We start from the raw sequence: 20177 nt of genomic DNA on the forward strand, positions 1-20177 counted from the left end.
CTTACTTCACTGCCAACATTCGTTCCAGCGCGATCAGACTCCACTTGGTCGTTTCGTCATCGACCTTAATCTCGTTGACGATCGCTCCATCACGCAAGTTTTCGAGCGTCCAACACAAGTGCGGCAAGTCGATTCGATACATCGTCGCGCACATGCAAAGCACTGGGCTTAGGAAGTGAATTTCCTGTTCAGGGTGCTCTGCCTTCAAACGGTTTACCAAGTGCAGTTCCGTGCCGATCGCCCACTTAGTCCCGGCCGGTGCACTGCGAACAGTCTCGATGATTTTGCCGGTGCTGCCTGAAACGTCGGCCAAGTCGTTGACCTCGCGTGGGCATTCGGGGTGTACCAAAATTTGGATGCCCGGGTGCTGCTTGCGAAATCCGTGGACATGTTCGGCGCGGAACATTTGGTGAACGCTGCAGTGACCCTTCCACAAAATCACTTTGCTGTTCTGAATCTGCTCGTCCGAGTTGCCGCCCATTTCAAGGGCGTACGGATCCCACACCGGCATTTGCTCTTCGGTAATATCCATCTTCAGCGCCGTGTTGCGGCCGAGGTGTTGATCGGGAAAGAAGAAGACTCGCTCGCCGCGTTCAAACGCCCAATCCAAAACCGCCGCCGCGTTGCTGCTGGTGCAAACGATGCCGCCATGACGGCCACAGAACGCTTTCAGGCTAGCGGCACTGTTGATGTAAGTCACCGGAATGACTTTCTCGGTGTCGATGATTTCCGACATGTCCGCCCAAGCCGCTTCGACCTGCGCGATCCCAGCCATGTCGGCCATCGAGCAACCGGCTGCCATATCGGGCAGGATCACCGTCACTTTCGATCCGTCGCGTTCAGCAACCTTCTCGGGCCGGTTGGCCAGAATGTCAGCGGTTTCGGCCATGAAGTGCACGCCACAGAACACGATCGTACGGCAGGCCTTACTCGCCGCAGCCATTTCTGAAAGCTTGTAGGAATCGCCGCGAAGGTCCGTCTGCGCAACCACTTCGTCCTGTTGATAGTGATGCCCAAGGATCAACAACGAATCACCAAGACTTTCGCGAACCGCCGAAATCCGAGCATTCAGCTCGTCCGAACTCAGCGTTTTATAAGGTGCAAGCTCATGCACCATGGCGGGGTTCTTGTTCAGCGTGACTAGGTTGTCGGTGGTCAACGTCGTATTCCTTCGATCGAGCAAAAAGCGTCAGTCGGAATTATAGCCAGCAGTGTACAACCCCCGCGACCGCCCCAATTTTGGTGACACGAGTGTCGCAATTGCGATCTAACCGCCCGCGAATCCGGCCAGGTGCTTTTCAACAGGCTGCAGTTCGTCGGGGTTGATCAATCGGCCAATCTGGTTTCGATAAAAGTCTTGCGTCACGTTTTGACACAAACGGTCGTAGTGGCGAAACAACTCGCGAGCCGGGCGTTCGACTGTCCAAATCCCCGGCGCCTCGCACTTCGCCGCCGCAGCAATGCGCGAAGCATCGCTGGGATGCGAATCTAGCAGTCCGGTCCGCTCCTCGTCGATGTCGGCCAGGATCTTCGCTCGCGAAGATTGCGGAATCTGACGTTCAAGCATTTGAATCATTTTCGGAATATCGTCAATCATCACCGCTTTATTGATCAACCCACTCAAACCGATCATCGCCGCGTGTTGGGCATGGCCAAGCGTTCGCATAGAACGTGTCGTCGACGCAAACGTTTCGCTGCCACTGACAAAAGTCTCGTATCGATCCGCATCAAACTCCATTTGACGCAGCAAGAAACAACTGCCCATGTGCGCCACCATCATGAACACCCACATCACGCCACGCACGATCGATACGCCAACGCGAGCGATGAGCCAAACTAGGCCCAACACGCTTTCGCTGTCTTCGATGGCGTCGTCGAGCGTCTCGTCGATCCCGTCACGCTGATAGACAACTCGCGAAAACCAGCCGTTGATCGAACGAATCAGATAGCTTGCCCGCATCCCGGCACCCTGCGAAAAGTGTCCAAATTCGTGTGCAAGGACGCCGGCGAATTCTCGGGTATTCAAACTGGCCACCAAAGGTACGCCGATCGTAAGCACTAAGTCGTTCGAAAACAAACTTCGCAAACCTCGGCCGTACGAGGCCGATGCGTTGACGTCGCTGTCGACATCAATGCGTGACGGCTTCGGCGCACCGGTGACATCACAGATATGATCGACCAGTTCGAACAGCAACGGCTCGCCTTCGCGGTTGATCGAACGGCTTCGCACATCGCCGCCTTTGATTACAGTCATGAGCAGCGGCTTGATCATGAAAATAATCACCGTCACGCCCGCCACAATCGGTGCGATGTAAATTGCGACAGCAAAGATCGCAACGCGCCCGCGAGGCATTCGCTGGAACAGCGTCGGCAACCAATCAAACGTGTAAACATACATACCGTAGATGCTGGCGAAGATTAGTCCGACATAGGCCATCGGCAACATCATCATGAAGACTGCGTTGATCGACAGACCGATGCGATACCCAAGCCCAACACTTTGCCTGGGGATTTTCCCCGACAGCTGTGACTTGATTGCTTTGGCAAGATCGACTCGAGGCTGTTGACGCACCGGATGTGCCGACGTCTTTAGGCCAGCCAATCGGCGTTCCCTAGGCGACGGCACAAACGGGGCCGCGGTCATCGCCGGGATCTCAACGCCGAACAAATTGTCCGACGTCTGCGGCGATTCAGGATGCGGTTTCGAAGATGCGTTAATCATTTTCGCAACCGGCAACTCTTGACCATCGCGAATACTTTCACCAACTGCGTCCGATAACGTGACAGGCGAAGCAGATATTCGTTGCTGTTGCTGGTTCGCAGGATCCGCTAGTGGCGAATTACGCGATGGCTGGGTCGGCTGAGTGGGTTGCGGCTGCAGACTTGCTTGGGGAATCCGCAACTTCGCGTCGCACTTCGGGCACGCTACAATTTTCCCGCGCGCCGTCTGGCGAATTTTCAGTCGCTGCTTACAGGCAGTGCAAGCGATTTGAAACGTGTCACCCATCAAAGACCCACTCGTCAACATGTTGGTTCCGTGGAAAGCTGCGTTTTACTATATCCGACCAGCGCAGCGGCGTTGGCAACTTCGGGCCCACAAATTTCCTACACCAACTTACCGTCGTGGAACCAAGGGGCACCCTGACTCGAGCGACGATTCCGACGTTCAACTTTCTATGACTAGCTGGAATGCGTAATGAGCGTTTTTACCGTCTTCGCTTAGGCAAAGCCCAGCAATCGATTAGACTGCCGACCAACGACTGCGTATTCCAGCAACTTCCCGGCCTAGAGAGAGAGAACCAATGCAGCCGGACGAAGAACCATTGAGTCCAAGAGAGTTGATCTATCGAGCTTTCCTATTCACATGGATCAAGAACGGCTGGGAATCCCGCACCTCGGTCAGTGTCGCTGACTACTTTCATCCTGAGTGCGTGATCACCGGCATGGCACCTGTTGTTTTGGAAGGCGTGGACCAAGTTCAGGCGGCGTACCAATCCTTGCATGCGCGTGTGGATCATTGCCACGCCGAAGTGAACTTCATGCTAATCCGCGAGGAATCGTTCTCGCTGGTGATGGAATTGCAGGGTATCCATCGCGATACCGGCATGGACATCGTGATCGAGGTAGGCGTTCACGGACGCCTGAAAGACGATCTTGTCTTCCAGTGCCACAATGTCGTGGACTACACAAGCATGTATGCGAAGCTCGGCATTTTGGACGTCGAGAAATTGCGAGACGAACTCGGCTAGTCGAAACAAAGTTGCCTAACACATTTGCTATCCCCAAACCTTTGTTGCTCCCGTACGTGACTGGCATGCTTATCAAAACAAGCGAAGCACCTATGATGTCCGCTTTCCTCTTTTCTTCTACCAGAGGCCTGCGATGTTTCGTGCCATAGCGACCTGCGTTTTTCTTACCTTGTCCGTTCTACTTTTTTCCTCAGCATCGCCGGCCCAACCGCCGCAGACCCCAGAGCGAACTCGCACCGTCATAACCGTAACCCCGTCACGCAAACATCAAGTCTTTGACGGCATGGGGTGCGGTACGATCTTCTACACCGGACACATCACCAGTTTCGCAAAACGTGACAAGCACGATCTTCAAGAGCGATATTACGACGAGATTTTCTCGGACTTGAAGACTCAATTTCTGCACGTGATGATCCGCCCCAACTACGAACCGACCAACGACAACCAAGATCCCTATTTAGCTGAGTTTTCCACAGACGCGTTCGAGATCAATGAACCGGTGCTTGAAGTGTGTTCGGCTGCTAAATCTCGCCGCCCCGACATGAAGTTGTTTGCGACGCTCTATACCCCTCCCGCCTGGATGAAAACCAATGGTGACGAAAGCGGAGGCGGGGAAGTCATGGGGACACTCAAACCCGGTCACTCGCTGGAAATGGGCGAGTACATCTGGGCCTATCTTCGCCACATGCAGCAAAACGGACACCCCGTCGACTACCTGAGCATCTGCAACGAATCGGATTGGAAACACACTCAGCCGAGTTACTATCTCGACCCGCAGCAGCACGCTCAACTTTTCAAAGAAATCGCCGAATATCTTGATGAAATGGCCAGGCGGTTCCCAGAGATTCGTCGCCCCGAACTTGTCGCCGCGAACTTGCTAAGCGCTGTCGACACCGCGACCAAGTACTGGCCCGAAATGATCACAAGTGGTGCAGACGACCAAGTCGCCGTCGTCGGCGCACACGATTACGACCGTCGCGGTCATCGCTGGAAAACGTTACGAGACGTAGCCGGCAACCGCCCGCTTTGGTGCACAGAGTGGTGCGTCAACGGCGTTGATCAGTCTGACGATTTGATCAAGTCAGCCAATGAGTTCTGGCTTGCCATGACAGAAGCGTTCAATGATGGCGTGAATGTGTGGATGGCCTATGACTGGGCCTATCCACCGCGAGAAGGTGGCGAAGCGCTGACGCACATCGAATGGGGAAAGTCGTACCACAAGACCAAGATCTACCACGGCTTCCGCCAATGGTGCAACGCACTGGATCCAGGAATGCGAGTCGTGGAAACCGACCTGCAAGGCCCCGATAGCACCGGGACCTCGACACCCGGAGTGAAGGCATGTGCTTTTGTAAAAGCCAGCGACAAAAACAGTCCCGGACGCCTCGTCCTGCATGTTGCTAACGTCCAAGATCGGCCGAGCTCAATCACCGTCCGCATCGCAGGCGACACTTTCGCCAATGCCAAAGTGGAGATGATCCGGACGTCTTCCAAGGACACCGAAAAGCCGTACCCTGCCCAGCAACTTCCCGCCAAAGGAATCTCAGATTCTCTCAAAGCCAGAGAACTGGTCACCTATATCGTCACACCATTGGCCTTGAAATAACGCCGGCCAAACTTGGCCGGACCAAACGCAGCGCTGTCCCGGTAAAACCATCGTGCACCTGGCTTGAAGAATCGGACTCTGACGTTGTTGCATTTGCCGTCCAAATAGTAAAACCCCAACGCTCGAGTGCCAGTCACCCTCTCCGTGCAAATTATCCGCTGACCATTCGGTGCCCCACCTATGTCTTGCAGCCGATCAGGTTGTCGCGATTCACGACAGAAAGCCGACACCGCAAATAAGTTGCGTAAGGGGAGAACTCTGCGCACCAGTTCAATGCCCGCTTCGATAGCCATCGCAAAAGTGCGAGTTTGGGAATATCAATTCCGAGGCTGCTAATTGTTTAATTTTGGTTCTTTGATACGGAACCAAGCGACATATAACGCTGGTAAAAACAGCAGCGTTAAAACGGTGCCGACGATGATGCCGCCCATCATTGCGAAAGCCATCGGTCCCCAGAAGATTTCAGATGCAATTGGGATCAACGCCAAACTCGCCGCGGCTGCGGTTAGCATGATCGGCCGCATGCGATGCTCCGTCGCGTCGATGACGGCATCCCAAGCCTCTTGCCCTTCGTCGCGGTGCGTCTCGATTTGAACGATTAAGATTACCGCGTTGCGGATCAAGATCCCGATCAACGCCAGCACGCCAAGAATCGCGACAAAGCCCAACGGCGCTCCACTGGGTACCAATGCCGCAACAACGCCGATCAAACCCAACGGTGCAACCGAAAAGACCAAGAACAATCGACTGAAACTCTGCATTTGCACCATCAAGATCGATGCCATCGCGAACAACATCACCGGCACAATGGCAAAGATCGGACCTTGCCCCTTCGCACTTTCTTCGACGGCGCCGCCGACGGCGACGTGGTATCCGGCTGGCAGTTTTGATTGAAATGCCTTGAGCGTGTCATCCAGTTGCTTAACGACCGTGGCCGGTTGCACGTCGCTCGCGATGCTGGCCTTGATCGTGATCGTGGGTAAGCGATTGCGTCGCCAAACGGCAGGCTGTTCCAATTCGTAACGAAACTTGGCGAGCGAAGCGAGTGGCACCGACTTACCGTTGATGCCAGCAATTTGCAGGTTTTGCAACGTTTCGATTGAGGCTCGTTCGCTCTGGGTCGCTCGGCCGATCGCGCTGACCAAATAGATGCTGTCGCGAATCTCCGTAAAACGTAAACCACCAACGATGCCGTTGAGCGTTTGAGCGATCGTTTGCGAAGTCACGCCTAGCTGGGCTGCTTCGTCCTGCAAAATGTCGACCTTGATTACCCGACCGGGTTCGTTCCAATCAAAGATCAAGCTTTGGATACTCGAATTGTCATCGATTTTCGATGCCAGATCCAACGAGAGTTCACGGACGTTCTGGATTCCTGGACCACTAATACGGTACTGCACCGGACGTCCCACCGGCGGACCGATATCAAGCAAGTGGACGAACGCATCAGTGCCAAGAAAATCATCTTTCAAGACGTCTTCAAGTTTCGTCCGCAGACGCTCTCGAGCCTCAATGCTTTTGGTGACAATGACGATCTGACCGAAATTCGGTGACGGTGGTTGAACGTCAAACGACAACATAAACCGTACCGCTCCGCGACCGACGTAACTGGACCAGTGCTCGACATCCTCGTCGCCGGCGAGCAACTCTTCGAACCGGTCCATCTCTTGCCGCGTCTGCTCGATTGACGCATTTTGGCGAAGCGTCCAATCCACGATCAGTTCGGCTCGGTCCGAACTAGGAAAGAATTGTTGTTGAACAAAGTTCATCCCGTAAATCGATGCGGCAAACATCGCAAGCGTGATCGCGATCGTCGTCCATTTCCAACGCATCGAAACCAATAGCAATCGGCCAAACCCCTTGGCGAACCAGCCTTTCGTTTCGTGCGTGTGCTTCATCTTCTTAGGCAACAAGGTCACGCCGATCAGCGGCGCGAAAAGAACCGCCACGACCCACGAGGTCAACAACGAAACCGCGATCACGACGAACAGCGTGTAGGTGAATTCGCCTGCGGCACTGCCGTTCAATCCGACCGGAATGAAGCTGGCGACAGTAACCAGGGTTCCCGTCAACATCGGAAACGCAGTCGATGTATAAACGTACGTTGCCGCCTTTTCGAGTGGATCGCCTGCTTCCAATCGCGCGACCATCATCTCGACCGCGATCATCGCATCATCGACCAGTAACCCCAACGCGATGATGAGCGCGCCGAGCGAGATGCGTTGCAAAGAAATCTCAAACAATTCCATCGCCACAAACGTGATCGCAAGCACCAGCGGAATCGTCAGCGAAACGACCAAACCGGCTCGAAAACCAAGACTGACGAAACTGACGATCAGCACGATCGCGACCGCCTCAAACAACGCCTTCGTGAAGCCACCGACGGCTTCTTCGACGATCATCGGTTGGTCTGAAACCAAATGGATGCCGACACCGATGGGCAGGTCCGCTTCAATCCGGTCCATCTCTTCATGCAACGCTTCACCAAACTCCAAAAGGTTCGCTTTGGGTTTCATCCCAATCGCCAAACCGATCGCAGGCTCGCCGTTGAAGCGAAACAAAGACTCGGGCGGGTCGACATAAGTCCGACGAATTGTCGCGACATCGCGCAAGCGAAAGAAACGATCGTTGACTCGCAGGTTGATCGACCGCAAGTCTTCTTCGGACGTGAACTCACCGCTGACGCGAAGACTGATTCGCTCTCCTTCACTCTCGATCACGCCGGAGGGGGTGATCGCATTTTGCGAACGAATCGCATCGACGACGGTTTGTTCGGTAAGTCCTAGCGAGGCTAGCTCGCGAGTACTGAATTCGAGGTAGATGACCTCATCTTGTGCTCCGATCAATTCGACTTTGCCGACATTGGGAACGGTCATGACGGCGGCGCGAGCGGATTCGACGTAATCGCGAAGTTGACGTTGAGTTAATCCATCGGAGGTGAATGCGAACACGTTGCCGTACACATCACCGAAGTCATCGTTGAAGAACGGCCCAACCACACCGGACGGAAACTCTCCTTGAATGTCGCTAATCAAATTCCGGATTCGCAGCCAAGCTTGCGGCACCTGTTCGGCCGGCGTGGAGTCTTTCAGGTTGACGAAGATCGTCGTCTGACCCGGGCGATTCAAACTCTTCGCGTAGTCGAATTGTGGAATCTCTTCGACTTTCTTTTCGATCCGATCGGTGACTTGATTGATCGTTTCCTCCAGCGTCGCGCCGGGCCACGCCGCGCTGACGATCATCGTCTTGATCGTGAACGAGGGATCTTCCTCGCGACCCAAGTTGAAGTACGAGAACGTTCCCATGATCGCGGATACCAACATCAGGTACCACACCAACGATCGATGCTTCAAAGCCCAATCGGACAGATTGAAACCATTCATTCGTTCAACTCCGGTCCCGAAATGATGTCCGTATTCCAACGCACTTGTTGTCCTTCTTGGAGTGAGTGAACACCGGCGGTGACAACGCGATCGCCGACTTCGATTCCTTCGGCAAGGTCGGCCGTCTTGTCATCGCGACGTGACAAGGTGACGGGTCGGCGACTTACGGTGCTAGATTTCTCATTGACAACCCAAACAAATGATTGCCCCTCTTCGACCAAGATGGTATCGATCGGAACGCGGATGTCGGTATTCGTGATCGTGATCGGCTGCGCCAGGATGGTGGAACCGAGCCGGAAGCCCTCGGGAGGATCGGTCAGGGAAATTCGCACGCGTCGGGTCCGCGTCTTTTGGTCGGCTTGCGGTGCGATTTCGCGAACAGTGCCGATCATTTCGACGTCGTCGTTTTTCTGCAACAGGACACGAAAATCGGTACCCGGCTGGATCATGCGAATCTCATCTTCGCCAATATCCACGACAGCTTCGCGGATCGCGGGATTGGCAATCGTGGCAACCGTTTCACCGGCGGTCACGGTTTCGTCTCGTTCGGCATCGATCGACATGACGACGCCGTCGATATCGCTTTTCAAGCGAGTGTACGTTAGGTCTTCTTTAGCCTTGGCGAGATTCGCTTCAGCCTGAGTGACTTCGGCAACGGCAGCCTCTTCATTGTTTCTTGCGGCTTCCAAGTCGCTTTGAGATGTCGCGTTCCGTTCCGTTAACTTTTCTTGGCGGTCCAGTTTAGCTTCGGCGTTTGCACGTTGAACCCGAGCATTTGTCAGGCTGGCTTCGGCTGAGCGAACCGCAAGTTGCTGAAGCTCAGGATCGATCGTCGCAATCAACTGGTCCGATTGAACCGTATCACCGACATCGACATCGCGCGTCAATATTCTGCCCAACAACCGGAAGCTAGCGTCGGTTTGGTAACGAGGCTCAATGATGCCGCTGTAACCGTCATTCGGTACCGCAGCGGGAGTTGCCAAGATCGACAAGACAGGACGCACAGTCTCAGCTGGCGGTTCTTCTTCGCGATTGCATCCTGCCAGACAAGCAATCAACAGACCGAGCGTAAGCGATCGCCAAGGTTGATGGAGTACTTTCATGTTGATTCACCTGCCGACAGAGTTTTCGTCGCGATCGGCTTTACCTTTTGACCGGGACGCAACAGCTGAGCACCAGCGACGACGACAATCTCACCCGGTTTCAATCCCCCCGTCACCAACAGCACACCTGAGACGTAACTTTCTACTTCAAGGACACGTCTGGCCACAGCTTCCGTCTCTGGATCGACAACCCAAACGCTCGTTTGGTCGCCCTCTCGCATTAGCGCCGTCCACGGCAACTCGACAACATCCATTGGGGGATACTTTGCTTCACCGACCACCGGAGCGCCTAGTTGCATTTGTGGCGGCGGATCGGGGACGGCGACTTTGACTCGAACCGTGCCAGTGGTTCGATCGATCGATGGTGCGATCTCGCGAATGATACCGACTGTCTTGACCGAAGGATCAGACAACAGTGTTAATGCGATCTCGTCGTCGATCGGCCGCTCGGGAATGTGCGACGGAAAGACGTCAAAGACTGCTTCGCGATCCCCATCGTCGGCGACCGTGAAAACCGGCTGAGCCGCGCCGACAACCTGCCCCACTTCGGCTTGGCGGTCGATGATCACTCCCGGCGACTGCGCGACGATATCAGTGAACTGCAATTGCCGCTCGGCCGCCTCCAAATCCGCTTGTCGCACCTCGACCAAACCCTCAGCTGTCAACAAAGCCGCTTTCGCATCGTCGAAATCTGCTCTCGAGGCAGCGTTGGACTCGATAAGACGTTCGGTGCGATCCGATTCCGACATCGCTTTTTGCTTGCTCGCTTCTGCGGATTCTAGCGCCGCCCGAGCAGAACCAACATCCGAGACAAGCTGCGACTTATCGAGGCTCGCCAGGATATCGCCGGTCGCCACTCGATCGCCAACATCCACCGAGCGACTTTCAATTCGTCCACCCACTCGGAAGGAAAGATTGCTTTGAATGCGCGACCGAAACTCCCCCGTAAGTGTCTTGCTACGAGGGCGTGCTACTTTCTCAACAATTTGCACCTTCACGGCCAACCGATCATCACCAGCCGGGCGTGGCGGCTTGCGGCAACCAGTCCAAGGCAGCAACAAAACAACGATGCACCAAGACCTCACTAGCAACCGGTTTATCGCGTGACGTTTGAGTTTCATCAATCCCGTCCTTCTTGGTCGTCCCCTCGATCGACAGGCCCGACGGTGCCTACGAACGGCGCGACGGCGATCCCGAATTCCAATCCGTAGTTTCCTCGAAAGCGACCAAGTCTGTCGATAGGGCGACCAGATAAGGGGATCCCCGATTCGTTGTTGAAACTCTTGAGGGTCTCTCTCCTGAAAACCCAGGGGCTTGAGTTTGAGATTGCAGCAAGTTCGCGCCTCCTGACTTCGTCGTAGGCAAAGTCAGGAGGCGACATGACGGGTTGACTCTTTATTCGAGATTGGTTGCGATCACATGCGTGTAACCGGTTCGCGACGATTCGGTACGAAGGAAGAAAGACGGATCACAAATTCACGATGCGTCTCCGACAACAGCTGCCTGAATCGTCGCATCAAGCGTATCGTCTTCAGCCTCTCAACCACCGGCAAACAGAGGCCCCGAAACCATACAGAGCAGCGAACAACCAATCACGCATCTCACTCGGCCATTCCTCATGGAGCTTTTTCCGCTCCTAAGTTTCATCAACGATATGGGTTCCTTAAGTTGAGTCAATTCCATGCCTTGCAAAATAGATTGCTCGCCCCAGCCGACTTGCGTTGCCGCTCGCTCCGCGGCATCAGCGCACGCCGCTCAGACATCCAAAATGATCCCGAGCCAATTCGGAAGTGATGGAATCAAGCTCTGAACGCGAAGCTGGATCGAGTTCAAATGCCTGACTTGCATATTTGGCGGCCAAATCCATCTTCTGGTGGTGCTTGTAACACTTGGCCATCAACAGACAATTGGAAGCGTTGGGAGCGACATTTAGTAGTTGTTGGTAGGCATGCTCTTCCATCGAACGTTGATCTAGTTGGCGTGCAGCGAACGCAATACCTTTCCAAGCACTCGCGAGACTTTGTCGCTTTTGATTCGATTCAATCTGCGCAGTCCAGTATTGAATTGCCATTTGATATCCGACCAAGCTACTTTCCGGATCTCCAAGTCGCTGGAAGCATAGACCGTAAACGTCCAAGCTGGCTGGATGGAATCGTTCTCCAGAAAGCAATGGTTTCAGTCCAACTAAAGCCTGGTCAAAAAGCTCCAATTGCACGAGCGATGTAACCCGCATCGCAATCGCCCCTGTCGGCGCAGTTGGCGAGATCGGGCGTCTGACAATCGCATTTAGCTGATCAATTCGATCATCTAGAGAGTCGAGTAAACTAACAATTGCCAAACCGTCAATTCGCGTTTGCGGCCTCAATTGCGAAAGTCTTCTTGCATGCCCCAACGCTACGGTTGGGCGATCATTTGACAACGATTGCCGCAACTGACTGGCTAACGTTTTAGAAACAGAATCAACGTAGACGCCCGGAATTGAAACAGCAACCACGACGAACAGCGCCGGCACTAACGAAGATTTTTCAATCCTATCACCACCTGCGACTAGGGTTTTGAAAACGTTCAAGCATGCCAACGGCAGCGTCATAGTGATTACCGCTAGCGCACCGCGAACAATGGACAGAGCCACAGCACTCATTCCAAATTCATAAAGCAAGATACGCCAGACACCAATTTGCGAAACCACAATTAGGGCGAGAAGAGCAACTAAGCCAAATCGCACGATCTTCGACTTTCTTGCGATTTGATCGGCCATCAAAACGCTAATCGGGACCGCGGAAAACACGGAAACCACCAGCACATCCAATCGCCCAAAAATTTCAAAATCGCCGCGATCACTTTTCAGTGCGAGATATCCAATACCACAGACCAAGCAAGCAGCCGAAATTGCTCGAAACTCTGCACCCCAGGGGAAGCGTAGAGCGGAACGATTGGAAATCATGGGGCACTCGTGATTGGTGAACCTTTACTGGAATTGGGACGACGTTTCCAAATCATGCCATCGAAGCAGTAATGCCAAAACGCAACAATTAGATTGACAGTCACCCAGAACTGAAACAGGCCCTGTGACAGCAGGTAGTTGCCCACGCCAATCACAGCAACAAAGACGAACAGAAACAAAAACCAAGTCTCTGAAAGTCGTTTGAGTACGTTGCTCTGTGGCGACGCTACGGACTTCCGGACCGACCAGGTAACGATCGACAGGTATTCGACCGAGTGAAAGATTGCGGACGCAACCGCCAACTGGATAACCGATTGTGATCTTTGAAAATGGGCAGCCAACAACATTGACGCGAACAGCCCCATCACACTCGTCAGATAAACGACGCTGGCGATCTTAGCCGTCTTTCCAATCCCCCATCGCGTCCACTCCAAGGCAACGAGGTAAATCGGAATCAGCATCAACAAAATATCCGCCACTACAAAAGGCCCGCTTGCGCCGACGTGTGTTGCGAGGGATTCGTTGATGGGCTCCGCAAAGTCGTTCCAGCCCAGTCCAGCAACCCTCGCAATGACATAGAGCAAAAATACACGAAAGGCAATCTTGTGAAGCCTACCTTTCCAAGTTGACTCTTGGACAAGCCCGTTGCGTTGATAGATACGGAACACACCGTGATGCTGAGAAGAAAAATGCCATGCGTTCCAAGCGTAATCGACCACGCCCAGGCACAGCAGCGATCCAGTACCGAACTGGATGCACAAGCAGACTGCCAAAATCACAACCGCCAATGACGCAAACAACCATCGCCGATCATCCGATCGATGATGGTCCACCGAAACCACGGCGATCGTAATCCAGCGATGTGGCGCGGTCACAAAGAAGATTTGCCAAAACAGGATACCCTCATGCGCCTCCAATCCACCCGCCCAATCGACAAACCAAAGAAGCGGCCAAAGCACATTTGCAATGAAGAGACAGTCGACCAGAGGTGAAAATAAATAACCTCTACTCGAGTTCCGATACGAAACTTGGCCTGAGCCATCTTTGCGGGCGGATGTCTCAACCGCCATTGATGGAGACGTCGACCGAGACAGTGTTGGATTCCGATCGTGCGTATGTTCTAACGTTTCGGATGTAAGTTGGGCTTTCCCAGCCTGTCGTGGATGCAAAGAGGCTTGGCTCATGGCTGCACCTGTGAAGCAGCGATTTCGGTGACGCTGTATTCGTTTGCACCGTCCTTGTTGGCTCTGCCCGTGATGTCAGTGCTGTAACGTTCGACAAGAGACTTGCCGGCGGCAGCAGGAATCTGAATATGGTGATCGTGAAATGCGATACCGGCAGTCCATTCCACCTTGGGCATGTGGCACGCAATGCAGTCACCTCGACGCGGCGACGGGCAGGTTGCCAAACGTGTCGCTGAGTGACAACTCTGACACCGGGCGATGTAGGCTTGGCGATCTGTCGACGTCGCGTCATGCGGATCGTGGCACGATGAACACGTCATCGCACCTTCGGATTCCAGGTAGCAACGACTTCGCTGTAGTCCGTAGGGCTGAAACCGTACATGATCTTTTTCGGGAGAATCCGCTCGAACCGATCGCTCGTCGCGATGGCAAGAACTGCAGACCTGCATGTACCCTTGAGCAGTCTCGAAATCGACCATCGGCTTGACATCCGCCGCTCGCCCTTCTCGTGCCGAGATAACATGTGATTGACGAGGCCCATGACATCGTTCGCAACCCACGTTGGTAATCATCGTAGCCGAATGCAACGGCAACGCAGACGGCGGAATCACCGTCGAATGACACCCCAAACAGGAACGCAAATCCGACGAATCCATCGGCCGACCGAAGCACTCCACACTCGATGTATCAAACAAATCAAAGCGATCGTGGTCCGGCGTCAGTTCAAGCTGTTGCGGGTTGCCAAAAGCGGACAGACGAATTTCGACACCCTGATGACCAGCCGAATCCGTTGCGATGGGCGTCTGTGCGTGCTTCCCAGACCCCATTAACCAATTGACGTTGATGACTCGGTTGCCGGTCGAGATTTGAAAGTCATCATTTTGAAGAGTGAATTGAAACCGCTGTTGACGTCGCGAATCATCGTAGCTGGCTTGTTTTGCTAGTGTTTTTGCAAGGGGTGTCGATGCCATCGGAGCGAGGGTGTGCGAATGCCCTGATCGCTGATGCGATTGAAACTGCGACTGATGGCACGAGACGCACGCCTGATCGCCCGCAAACTGATTCTTGATCAATTGGTTCCACTGCTGGAGATGCGTTTCGTTATAGCTCGGCAAATTGTGTTTTCCCGAGCGTTCCCCTGATTTCAAATCCGCATCTGTGTCAAATGATGTGACAGACTGCGACCTATGATTTGAGTCATTGCGATGCAAAGACAGAGCTCCAAAATCCAAACGCCCCGCTCTCCAACTCAAGAATGCAATCACGATCACGACACAGCTACCCAAGAAGGGCTTTCCGTTCATCAGGGAGACGCTCTAGAAACAATAGACATAGAATGCTGCAGCCCGAGACGTTAAAAGAATCGACGCTGCAGCGAAAACTCATCCTGCGATCAGCTCAGTGGCGCGTCTTTGAGCTTCCAATCGCCGTCCACCAGTTGCAATGTCCATCGCTGAGTGGAATGACTGCTACTCGAAGGCCGTCTTGCTTCGCGATCGCCCTTCTCTGAGTCAAAGACTCCACCAGTGATTGTGACGGGAATGATTGCCGTCTCACCTTCAAAGGTCCCAACTCCGCTGATGTCGTAGCCATACTTCGCATACGCCTCTCGATCCTTCGGTACGCTTCCAGCGACGAACGCTTCGTTAAAACGAGATTCGTCCGACGCCAAATCACCAAGTCCAGAAACTCGCGCGTACGCGTCTTGTTCGTTTGTCGACGAGAGTCCATCCCGCGAACCACAGCCGGTGATGAACGTCAGAAGCAAGACTGAAGCTGCCGTCGGCAACATTTTCGAAATGAAGATTTTCATTGATTGTTGGATAGTAGTTGTTGGTTATTTTCTAGAGATTGAACGCAGCGGAAAACATCCGTTGCGAAGGTTGATGACCGCGCGGCAGACCCTTGACTTACCTAATGTGGACAGACTCGCCACGAGGCCAAAAGCTTTAGTTGCGGCGCCGCAAACTTCTCACTTTCCAGCTGCGGTCGAACCGGAAATTTAAGTCGCGTTTGACGACTATTCCTGGATCACAACTTCGCTATTTTGGGCAGTCCCCATTGGCCGCCAAATGTTCAAATTGTCAACCGAATCGGTAACGAATCGCACGGACCCGTCGGCCATCAGTGTGCTGACACCACCAACGTGATGACTGCGTGAAGCCGCGTAGACGTCCGGCGTATCGCGTTCCTGCAAACATTCCATGTACGGAGTTTTGATCCCGACGATCGTCTCATCACAAGCTGCCAACGTGTCCTTTTCCTTTGAGTTCGGACTCAGGAATGTTGAAAAGATGCTCGCTCCCATCGCTGGCGACATCCAGACACCTCGAATATCTGATTTCGGCGATCCGCCGCTCAAATCCGACGCAACAATCTCGCTGATGGCAATCGTATTGCTTAGCCCATCTAAGAAGTCGCGGCTCTTCATTCCTTGCCGTTGCTGGAAACGGTCGCCTGCGGAAACAGCACTTCCGCCTGAACCCGGATTGATGATTTTGTCCTGATCCACATAGTAAGTCCCGAACGCCCCACGGGTTTCGCTAGATTCCCACGACAACATGTTTCCCGATCCCCAAGATGCTGCATAGTTACAGCCTTTGGCGAGCGATTCCAAACCGTAGCTTCCATCAGTGAACTGGCTAGTCGGTGTCGGAGCTGAAGGGCAGCTGATGAACGACCCCAATTGATCGCGTCCAAAGTAATCATTGGATTCCATCGACTCGCAGTGGTCACAAGGATTGGACGTGTGGTCGTCTGCGCGATCGTCTTCGCAAATCTCTACCTTTTCCCAAAGCCCTGGTTGTTCGATGAACGGAAACAGCATGGGAAGCCATGTCCAGCCCATTTCGTTTTGACCGTGCTGCCAACCACCTGTTTTGAATCGATTCCCCGGTTCGTCATAGTTGACACTTCCAGGTGGAAACGCACCGTGAGTAGCCATGTGATTATGCATCGCCAATCCGAGTTGTTTCATGTTGTTCTGACACTGCATGCGTCGCGCAGCTTCGCGTGCCGCTTGCACCGCAGGCAGTAATAGTCCCACTAGAACTCCAATGATGGCAATCACGACCAATAGTTCGACCAATGTGAATGCAGGTCGATGCGCGGTGACACTCCGCTCTGAAGTTCCATGGCGCTGCTGTGGTCGTGCTCGCCTTGTCGCCATACCCATCAAGTTTCTCATCAAGGTTTTCCGATTTCTATTTGAAAGACAAATTTGTGTTCGACAAAAAATCGATCGACGGATGTCAAGATTTGTGGGGAAGGCCAGTCACCCAATCCAACCTCAAGTCCGTGTGTTCGATTTCCTGAATCGGGGCGGATTAAAACAAAGCCATATAAATTTGGAAGTTTGAACTGATGTGCAAATGATGAAGCGTTTTCACGATCACCTAGCGAAGAACACAACGCGTCAGCATGGCACCCTCGACAAGCTTCAAGGGGGAACGACGCAACCTTGCACGACTGTGAAGGTCTCGAGAATTCCAGCTGATTTAGCAGGAAGCAAGCGAAACGAAGGTGCCAATCACTGTTTCCCCCTCAAGGGATTCCCAACCCAAGCAAGCCAACCTAGACAACGATGGCAGAATCACGATGCAGGAAAACGGGGCAGATCTGCGTTCGATTCAAACGCTGCTGGGTCACGAGAATTTGAACACAACTCAAATCTACACCCACGTCACGATTCAGCGACTCAGGGAAGTTCACAAGCGAACCCAAGCGACCTTCGCAAGGTGAACATCAAACTCGGGAGAGTTGGTCGTGCCGTTTTTGCTGGATACGAATGCGTGGATTGGCCTGCTCAAGAATCCATCGAGTTCCGTTAAAACTCGCATTCAGACTTTAAGTCCAAGCGAAGTGGTAACCTGCTCAATCGTTCATGCTGAGTTGCGTTACGGTGCAGGAAAGTATGGCAATGTCCAGCGCCGCGTTCTTTTGATTGAACAATTCCTTGCACCATTTCGGTCAGTAGCATTCGACGATGATGTTGTCATTGAATACGCAAGGCTTCGCCATTCTCTGGATGGCGATGGGTAAACCGATCGGGTCGCTTGACACGATGATTGCAGCAAGTTGCCTGTCTCACCAATTCACGATCGTGACGCACAACGTCTTTGAATTTTCACGAGTTCCTGGCCTAACCGTTGAAAATTGGCAGTGATGACGATTGCTCAACGCGAAGCGATCAGCGGCTTCGACGCAGACATCGACAACGATGCCACTGACGACTTGACATACCAGTGGGATGCCTTGCTTCGCCGTGTTAGGCGTGATGATGGCACGACGGCAAGCTCGTACGTGCAAACAAGGGTTGCTGAGCCATGGACGCTGGCCGGGATCTATGCACACCGCGTCGAGCTTACGACAGAAGAAGCCATGAAGTTGTGTGACGATGCTCCCCAAGATCGAGAGGGACGAAAGGCGTTCGATCGGCATTTGGACGATCGCTGCCAATGTTTTCGTTCGGCTTACCATCTGCTCGGCCCGGACGCGGATGGGGAAACATTGATCACCTTGAAAATGACAAGGGCGATCAAAGTCGCTGGCCAAGTTCAAGTCAACGGAACTCCTCTCGCCAATGCATTTATCATGATTCACTCGAAGAAAACCGCGATTGATCAGCTTTTCCCCCGTTCGGCTCCGGAGCTAACTGATCATGAAGGAAAATTCAGCTGCTATTGCTTCCCCGGCGATCTCGACCAAGCACGGATCGTCGCGGAACGGCCAAGTGGGAATCGAGTGTTGACCCTAAGCGACATTCAGCCAACGTCAACGGCAACGGGTATGATGTTTGAATTCGACACCGACGCGAAGGACTACGAAGTTGTCGGCAAACCGAAGCGTTAGTGGCAGGCAAAGAACTCTTGCGCGAGTGCTCTCACATTTGAAGCGAATTTCTGACGCAAATGAATCACTCTTTTGCTGCCGAGTGATCGGCGATGCTCGCGGTAGTCATCACAACCACAACAGCCTTACTCGCTTAACCATGTAACAGGCCAGGGTGACTTGGTGAGAGCTTGCCGGGCGGTTGGCGAATCGGATGCGAACACGCGAACGTCGTCGGCAGAGAGCGTGCCGAGTTGCACGGTGGTGTTGATTCGCCATTCTCGTTCGGCGCGCCAATCGTAGGTATTGCCCGCCGCTTGAAACAGGAAACGATCCGCCGGTGCGAGCTTCCTGCGACTCTCTGGTTCACCGTAGATCACTGGGCGGCCGCCCATCGCCGCTAAAACCTGTTTGCGAACGGCGACTCCGAACGGTTCGTAGTCCCAGCGGCCGAGGTGAGGCCGAAAACAGCGTCGCTGCAGAATGTCGGCGAGGGGCAGCGCCGAAAAACAGACCACCGGCTCGGAGCGCGTCGTCGCGACGGCCGAAGCGATCAGACACTGCGACCGCACAATTCGCTCGAGTGCATCGATCGGACCACGGTGCGTCGCAGCGGGATGATCAACCAAGACCGAGTCTTGGTACTGAGACTCGGTTTCGCCTGGCCATGGTCCGTGACGTGATCGGGTGCAGTGAATCAGCCATTGCCCGTCCGTCCGAGACCAGTCAGCATCGGGGGACGAGGATTTAGTTGGCGGTGGTCCCGCGAGCGTGGATTCGGCGGTTGAAGTTTGGGGAAGCGATGAGTTGCGACCGGCCAGATACCATCCGATCGCACCATCGGTGATCAACCTGTTGGCGGCGTCTTTTCTGCCGCCCATGATCGCAACTCGAGTGGACGCGTCCCTAGAGAGGCTTAGTCGTTTTCGCAGGCAAGTCTCGACGTTGCCACCTCGCCGAACGTGAATGGCATCAACGCGATCGGCGATCGCAATCACGGCTGCGTCACGCGAGAGTTCTTCGCAATCAATGCGAACATCTGCGACGCTGTCGTCAACGGAGACCGTTACGAGCGGAACGTCAAACAACGCCGCTGCTCGAACGGTCCAAGGTTCGATCGCTGATCCTCGCGCGACCACGACAGCACCGCCGAGGTCACGGCAATCGAGCATGCTACGACACAGAAACTGACAAACGCGTTGATGCAGAAACACGTCGTGTCCCAGTCGGCTGCTGGTTACTGCGACAAGGGTTCGCGGAAACCGCAGGATGTCACGTCCATGAACTTCGGCAACTGATTCTTTGACACTACCGTTAGCATTGGCCCATCGCCGCATCCGCGCGATACGAACTTCGTCAGGCGCTGGTGACGGTGTCATGT

16 protein-coding genes are annotated in these 20177 nt (G+C 53.9%); 5 read left to right on the top strand and 11 right to left on the bottom strand.

The window, feature by feature from the left end:
* Position 1 precedes the first annotated feature (1 nt).
* Positions 2 to 1117, bottom strand: a complete 1116-nt coding sequence (nadA, locus tag Poly59_RS23850) for a quinolinate synthase NadA (RefSeq protein WP_146536899.1) — start codon at positions 1115 to 1117, stop codon at positions 2 to 4.
* Between the two features lie 150 nt (positions 1118 to 1267).
* Entirely contained in the window at positions 1268 to 3028 is a 1761-nt protein-coding gene (locus tag Poly59_RS23855) for a M48 family metallopeptidase (RefSeq protein WP_146536592.1), read from the bottom strand.
* 274 nt (positions 3029 to 3302) lie between these two features.
* Here Poly59_RS23855 and Poly59_RS23860 point away from each other — a divergent pair, with 274 nt between their 5' ends.
* Both Poly59_RS23860 and Poly59_RS23865 read left to right on the top strand, forming a co-directional pair.
* Positions 3303 to 3749, top strand: a complete 447-nt coding sequence (locus Poly59_RS23860) for a nuclear transport factor 2 family protein (RefSeq protein ID WP_146536593.1) — start codon at positions 3303 to 3305, stop codon at positions 3747 to 3749.
* 133 nt (positions 3750 to 3882) lie between these two features.
* A complete protein-coding gene (locus Poly59_RS23865) occupies positions 3883 to 5355 on the top strand; it encodes a glycoside hydrolase (protein ID WP_146536594.1) in 1473 nt (490 codons plus the stop codon).
* A 332-nt stretch (positions 5356 to 5687) separates the two neighbouring features.
* On the opposite strand, the gene Poly59_RS23870 is transcribed toward Poly59_RS23865, so the two are convergent.
* From Poly59_RS23870 to Poly59_RS23905, 8 genes are all read right to left on the bottom strand, one after another.
* Entirely contained in the window at positions 5688 to 8735 is a 3048-nt protein-coding gene (locus Poly59_RS23870) for an efflux RND transporter permease subunit (RefSeq protein ID WP_146536595.1), read from the bottom strand.
* Positions 8732 to 9838 carry an efflux RND transporter periplasmic adaptor subunit gene (locus tag Poly59_RS23875; RefSeq protein WP_146536596.1) on the bottom strand — a complete coding sequence of 369 codons (1107 nt, stop codon included), beginning with the start codon at positions 9836 to 9838 and terminating at the stop codon, positions 8732 to 8734. Before Poly59_RS23875 ends, Poly59_RS23870 begins: the two co-directional genes overlap by 4 nt.
* The gene (locus Poly59_RS23880) at positions 9835 to 10959 is read right to left on the bottom strand and encodes an efflux RND transporter periplasmic adaptor subunit (RefSeq protein ID WP_146536597.1); all 1125 of its coding nucleotides are present in this window, start codon (positions 10957 to 10959) and stop codon (positions 9835 to 9837) included. Before Poly59_RS23880 ends, Poly59_RS23875 begins: the two co-directional genes overlap by 4 nt.
* 620 nt (positions 10960 to 11579) lie before the next feature.
* On the bottom strand, positions 11580 to 12782 hold the full coding sequence (locus Poly59_RS23885) for a tetratricopeptide repeat protein (RefSeq protein WP_146536598.1): 1203 nt from the start codon (positions 12780 to 12782) through the stop codon (positions 11580 to 11582).
* Positions 12779 to 13741 carry a hypothetical protein gene (locus tag Poly59_RS23890; protein WP_246151894.1) on the bottom strand — a complete coding sequence of 321 codons (963 nt, stop codon included), beginning with the start codon at positions 13739 to 13741 and terminating at the stop codon, positions 12779 to 12781. Before Poly59_RS23890 ends, Poly59_RS23885 begins: the two co-directional genes overlap by 4 nt.
* 221 nt (positions 13742 to 13962) lie before the next feature.
* Complete coding sequence (locus Poly59_RS23895; RefSeq protein WP_146536901.1) at positions 13963 to 14937, bottom strand: multiheme c-type cytochrome; 975 nt, start codon at positions 14935 to 14937, stop codon at positions 13963 to 13965.
* A 422-nt stretch (positions 14938 to 15359) separates the two neighbouring features.
* On the bottom strand, positions 15360 to 15779 hold the full coding sequence (locus Poly59_RS23900) for a hypothetical protein (protein WP_146536599.1): 420 nt from the start codon (positions 15777 to 15779) through the stop codon (positions 15360 to 15362).
* A gap of 207 nt (positions 15780 to 15986) precedes the next feature.
* On the bottom strand, positions 15987 to 17135 hold the full coding sequence (locus tag Poly59_RS23905) for a DUF1559 domain-containing protein (RefSeq protein ID WP_146536902.1): 1149 nt from the start codon (positions 17133 to 17135) through the stop codon (positions 15987 to 15989).
* 428 nt (positions 17136 to 17563) lie between these two features.
* Between Poly59_RS23905 and Poly59_RS23910 the strand changes: the two genes are divergently transcribed.
* The 3 genes from Poly59_RS23910 (at position 17564) to Poly59_RS23920 (ending at position 18817) form a co-directional block, all read left to right on the top strand.
* Positions 17564 to 17707, top strand: a complete 144-nt coding sequence (locus tag Poly59_RS23910; RefSeq protein WP_146536903.1) for a tyrosine-type recombinase/integrase — start codon at positions 17564 to 17566, stop codon at positions 17705 to 17707.
* A gap of 24 nt (positions 17708 to 17731) precedes the next feature.
* Positions 17732 to 18007: a type II toxin-antitoxin system VapC family toxin gene (locus Poly59_RS23915; RefSeq protein WP_186776480.1), complete on the top strand. Its 276-nt coding sequence runs from the start codon at positions 17732 to 17734 to the stop codon at positions 18005 to 18007.
* A gap of 123 nt (positions 18008 to 18130) precedes the next feature.
* Positions 18131 to 18817 carry a hypothetical protein gene (locus tag Poly59_RS23920; protein WP_146536601.1) on the top strand — a complete coding sequence of 229 codons (687 nt, stop codon included), beginning with the start codon at positions 18131 to 18133 and terminating at the stop codon, positions 18815 to 18817.
* Positions 18818 to 18942: 125 nt separating this feature from the next.
* Here Poly59_RS23920 and Poly59_RS23925 read toward each other — a convergent pair whose 3' ends face one another.
* Positions 18943 to 20175, bottom strand: a complete 1233-nt coding sequence (locus Poly59_RS23925; RefSeq protein WP_146536602.1) for a hypothetical protein — start codon at positions 20173 to 20175, stop codon at positions 18943 to 18945.
* Between the last annotated feature and the right edge of the window lie 2 nt (positions 20176 to 20177).

The organism is Rubripirellula reticaptiva (assembly GCF_007860175.1).
Classification (GTDB): Bacteria; Planctomycetota; Planctomycetia; order Pirellulales; family Pirellulaceae; genus Rubripirellula; species Rubripirellula reticaptiva.

What these genes read in the sequence shown, in the direction of transcription:
- nadA (WP_146536899.1), bottom strand. Translation starts at nt 1,117, where the DNA reads ATGGTGCATGAGCTTGCACCTTATAAAACGCTGAGTTCGGACGAGCTG.
- Poly59_RS23855 (WP_146536592.1), bottom strand. Translation starts at nt 3,028, where the DNA reads ATGTTGACGAGTGGGTCTTTGATGGGTGACACGTTTCAAATCGCTTGC.
- Poly59_RS23860 (WP_146536593.1), top strand. Translation starts at nt 3,303, where the DNA reads ATGCAGCCGGACGAAGAACCATTGAGTCCAAGAGAGTTGATCTATCGA.
- Poly59_RS23865 (WP_146536594.1), top strand. Translation starts at nt 3,883, where the DNA reads ATGTTTCGTGCCATAGCGACCTGCGTTTTTCTTACCTTGTCCGTTCTA.
- Poly59_RS23870 (WP_146536595.1), bottom strand. Translation starts at nt 8,735, where the DNA reads ATGAATGGTTTCAATCTGTCCGATTGGGCTTTGAAGCATCGATCGTTG.
- Poly59_RS23875 (WP_146536596.1), bottom strand. Translation starts at nt 9,838, where the DNA reads ATGAAAGTACTCCATCAACCTTGGCGATCGCTTACGCTCGGTCTGTTG.
- Poly59_RS23880 (WP_146536597.1), bottom strand. Translation starts at nt 10,959, where the DNA reads ATGAAACTCAAACGTCACGCGATAAACCGGTTGCTAGTGAGGTCTTGG.
- Poly59_RS23885 (WP_146536598.1), bottom strand. Translation starts at nt 12,782, where the DNA reads ATGATTTCCAATCGTTCCGCTCTACGCTTCCCCTGGGGTGCAGAGTTT.
- Poly59_RS23895 (WP_146536901.1), bottom strand. Translation starts at nt 14,937, where the DNA reads ATGGCATCGACACCCCTTGCAAAAACACTAGCAAAACAAGCCAGCTAC.
- Poly59_RS23900 (WP_146536599.1), bottom strand. Translation starts at nt 15,779, where the DNA reads ATGAAAATCTTCATTTCGAAAATGTTGCCGACGGCAGCTTCAGTCTTG.
- Poly59_RS23905 (WP_146536902.1), bottom strand. Translation starts at nt 17,135, where the DNA reads ATGGCGACAAGGCGAGCACGACCACAGCAGCGCCATGGAACTTCAGAG.
- Poly59_RS23910 (WP_146536903.1), top strand. Translation starts at nt 17,564, where the DNA reads ATGCAGGAAAACGGGGCAGATCTGCGTTCGATTCAAACGCTGCTGGGT.
- Poly59_RS23920 (WP_146536601.1), top strand. Translation starts at nt 18,131, where the DNA reads ATGACGATTGCTCAACGCGAAGCGATCAGCGGCTTCGACGCAGACATC.
- Poly59_RS23925 (WP_146536602.1), bottom strand. Translation starts at nt 20,175, where the DNA reads ATGACACCGTCACCAGCGCCTGACGAAGTTCGTATCGCGCGGATGCGG.